This is a genomic window from Burkholderia sp., assembly GCF_018375725.1.
Classification (GTDB): Bacteria; Pseudomonadota; Gammaproteobacteria; order Burkholderiales; family Burkholderiaceae; genus Burkholderia.
Genome location: NZ_JAHACR010000364.1, coordinates 1 through 3,787, shown reverse-complemented (window position 1 = coordinate 3,787; position 3,787 = coordinate 1). Strand labels below are relative to the sequence as shown.

Sequence of the window (3,787 nt, the reverse complement as noted above, 5' to 3'; positions counted from 1 at the left end):
GATTTCGTCTCCGACGGCGGGATCTCTTCGACGCCGATCACCGAGCTGTGGTAATGGTCGAACACGTCGACCATCTGCTTCATCACGGGCGGCTCGCCGTCGAGCAGGTCGTCGGCGAGGATCACCGCGAACGGGTTGTCCGCGACGAGTTTTTCCGCGCACAGCACCGCGTGGCCGAGGCCGAGCGCTTCCGGCTGACGCACGTAGAAGCAGTCGACATGGCTCGGCTTGATGCTGCGCACCAGCTCCAGCAGCTGTTCCTTGCCGCGCGCTTCGAGCTCAGCCTCGATTTCGTACGACTTGTCAAAATGATCCTCGATCGCGCGCTTGCTGCGCCCGGTGACGAAGATCATTTCCGTGATGCCGGCGGCGATCGCTTCCTCGACCGCGTACTGGATCAGCGGCTTGTCGACAACCGGCAGCATCTCCTTCGGGCTGGCCTTCGTCGCGGGCAAAAAGCGCGTTCCGAGGCCTGCAACCGGGAATACCGCCTTGGTGACTTTCAACATAATCGAACTTTCGCTCCTCAATTCGCCCCGTTCTGACGGGGCTACGTTCATTCGCGCATTATAGTGGACGGCAACCGGCCTGACGGCCCGTTACGCCGGCAGCCGCTCGAGCTGTGCGCTCAGCTTGGCGAGCGTGCTCTGGAATTCGGCCAGGCGCTTTTGCTCCTGTTCGACCACGGCGGGCGGCGCCTTCGCGACAAATGCCTCGTTGCCGAGCTTTGCATTGCACTTCACGATCTCGCCGGACAGGCGCGCGATTTCCTTCGACAGGCGCTCGCGCTCGGCCGCGACGTCGATCTCCACCTTCAGCACCAGCTTGTTCTGTCCGACAATCGCGATCGGCGCGCCGTGCGCTTCCTTGTCGAGCGCGGCCTCGTCGGCGAGGATCTGCACGTCGGACAGGCGGGCGAGCGCTTGCACATAGGGCGCGAACGAGCGCAGGCGGTCGGCTTCGCCGGCCGCGAGCAACGGCACCCTGGTCGCCGGCGACAGGTTCATCTCGCCGCGCAGGTTGCGGCATGCGTCGACGATCGATTTCAGGTCGGCCGCCCACTGTTCGGACGCTTCGTCGATCTTCGACAGGTCGGCGATCGGGTAGGCCTGCGTCATCAGCGACGCCTCGCCCTCGGCCTTGCCTTGCGGGTAGCGGCCCGCGAGCGGCGCGACCTTCTGCCAGAGCGCTTCCGTGATGAACGGGATGACCGGATGCGCAAGACGCAGCACCGTTTCCAGCACGCGCAGCAGCGTGCGGCGCGTCGCGCGCTGCTGTTCCGGCGTGCCGTTCTGGATCTGCACCTTCGCGAGTTCGAGATACCAGTCGCAATACTCGTCCCAGACGAACTTGTAGATGCTGCTCGCGATGTTGTCGAAGCGGTAGTCCGCGAAGCCCTTGGCGATGTCGGCCTCGGTGCGCTGCAGCAGCGACACGATCCAGCGGTCGGCCGCCGAGAAATCGAGGTAGCCGCCCGGGCCGCAATCGCCCGCGCCGCAGACTTCCGGCTTGTCGAGCCCGCAGTCGTGGCCTTCGCAGTTCATCAGCACGAAGCGCGTCGCGTTCCACAGCTTGTTGCAGAAGTTGCGATAGCCTTCGCAGCGCGCGAGGTCGAAGTTCACGTTGCGGCCGAGCGTCGCCATCGACGCCATCGTGAAGCGCAGCGCATCGGTGCCGAACGCCGGGATGCCGTCCGGGAATTCCTTGCGCGTCTTCTTCTCGATGGTCGCTGCCTGCTTCGGGTTCATCAGGCCGGTCGTGCGCTTCGCGACGAGCATTTCGAGATCGATGCCGTCGACGATGTCGATCGGGTCGAGCGTGTTGCCCTTGCTCTTCGACATCTTCTGGCCTTCCGCATCGCGCACGAGGCCGTGCACGTAGACCGTGTGGAACGGCACCTTGCCGGTGAAGTGGGTCGTCATCATCACCATCCGGGCGACCCAGAAGAAGATGATGTCGAAGCCGGTGACGAGCACCGACGACGGCAGGAAGTGCGACAGTTCCGGCGTCTCGTTCGGCCAGCCGAGCGACGAGAACGGCACGAGCGCCGACGAGAAACACGTGTCCAGCACGTCCTCGTCACGCTTGAGCGCGCCGGTGTAGCCCTTCGCGGCGGCCTGCGCGCGTGCGTCTTCCTCGTTGCGGGCGACGAACACTTCGCCGTTCTCGCCATACCAGGCGGGGATCTGGTGACCCCACCACAGCTGGCGCGAGATGCACCAGTCCTGGATGTTCTCGAGCCACTGGTAGTAGGTGGTCGTCCAGTTTTCCGGGACGAACTTGATCTGGCCGTCGCGCACGACGTCGAGCGACACGTCGGTGATCGACTTGCCCGGGTTGAACGTGCCTTCCGGCGCCGGCTTCGTCATGGCGACGAACCACTGGTCGGTCAGCATCGGCTCGATCACGACGCCCGTGCGGTCGCCGCGCGGCACCATCAGCTTGTGCGGCTTCACCGAATCGAGCAGGCCGAGCGCGTCGAGATCGGCGACGATCGTCTTGCGCGCGTCGAAGCGGTCGAGACCGCGGTATTGTTCCGGCGCGTTGTCGTTGATCTTCGCGTCGAGCGTGAGGATCTCGATCGGGGCGAGCTGGTGGCGCAGGCCGACCTGGTAGTCGTTGAAATCGTGCGCCGGCGTGACCTTCACGACGCCGGTGCCGAACTCGAGGTCGACGTAGTCGTCGGCGATCACCGGAATTTCGCGGCCGGTGAGCGGCAGTTGCACGGTCTTGCCGATCAGGTGCTTGTAGCGCTCGTCTTCCGGGTGGACCATCACCGCGACGTCGCCGAGCATCGTCTCGGGACGCGTCGTCGCGACCGTCAGCGAGCCCGAGCCGTCGGCGAGCGGGTAGCGGATGTGCCACAGATGGCCGTTTTCCTCTTCGCTCGCCACTTCGAGGTCGGACACGGCGGTCAACAGCACCGGATCCCAGTTGACGAGACGCTTGCCGCGATAGATCAGGCCCTGTTCATAGAGCGTGACGAACACGTCGCGCACGGCGGACGACATCTTGTCGTCCATCGTGAAGTACTCGCGCGACCAGTCGGTCGACGCGCCGAGGCGGCGCACCTGGCCGGTGATGGTCGAACCCGACTTTTCCTTCCACTCCCAGACGCGTTCGACGAACTGCTCGCGGCCGAGGTCGTGACGCGACACGCCTTGCGCGTCGAGCTGGCGTTCGACGACGATCTGCGTCGCGATGCCTGCGTGATCGGTGCCCGGCACCCACAGCGTGTTCTCGCCGAGCATGCGGTGATAGCGGGCGAGGCCGTCCATGATGGTCTGGTTGAACGCGTGGCCCATGTGCAGCGTGCCCGTGACGTTCGGTGGCGGCAGCTGGATCGCGAAATCGGGCCGGCTCGGATCGAACGCCGGGGCGGCATAGCCGCGTTTTTCCCACTCCGGCCCCCATTGGGATTCGATGGTGTGGGGCTCGAAACTCTTCGCAAGCGTGCTATCGCTCATGGTAGGAAATCTGCCGAAAAATGCGTGAATTGGATACGTAAACCCGCAATTATAAATGGATGCGTAACGACCGGTCATCGCTGCGCGCGCGAACGCGTCGCACGGCATCGATCCCGGCAAGCGGCGCGGCGGATTTATAATGGCGGGCCAGCTTTCCACCGCACGTCCGTTGCCATTCCATGCCTGATCTGCTCGCGAATCTCAACCCTGAACAATATGCAGCCGTCACGTTGCCGAACGAACCGGCGCTGATCCTCGCAGGGGCGGGCAGCGGCAAGACGCTCGTTCTGATCACGCGGATCGCATGGCTGATCCAGCAG

At 64.5% G+C, this 3,787-nt stretch carries 3 protein-coding genes; 1 reads left to right on the top strand and 2 read right to left on the bottom strand.

The annotated features are described in order from the left end of the window. Together KH616_RS22745 and KH616_RS22740 are read right to left on the bottom strand one after the other, a co-directional pair. Positions 1–509, bottom strand: a 509-nt coding sequence (locus tag KH616_RS22745) for a UTP--glucose-1-phosphate uridylyltransferase (protein ID WP_292252157.1), incomplete at its 3' end; no start/stop codon positions are given. Positions 510–599: 90 nt separating this feature from the next. Continuing rightward, positions 600–3,467, bottom strand: a complete 2,868-nt coding sequence (locus KH616_RS22740) for a valine--tRNA ligase (RefSeq protein WP_292252156.1) — start codon at positions 3,465–3,467, stop codon at positions 600–602. 179 nt (positions 3,468–3,646) lie between these two features. Between KH616_RS22740 and KH616_RS22735 the strand changes: the two genes are divergently transcribed. Beyond that, positions 3,647–3,787 (top strand): UvrD-helicase domain-containing protein (locus tag KH616_RS22735; RefSeq protein WP_292252158.1); only part of this gene is annotated, 141 nt, incomplete at its 3' end.

Coding starts and splice junctions, on each gene's coding strand:
- KH616_RS22740 (WP_292252156.1), bottom strand. CDS start 3,467: ATGAGCGATAGCACGCTTGCGAAGAGTTTCGAGCCCCACACCATCGAA.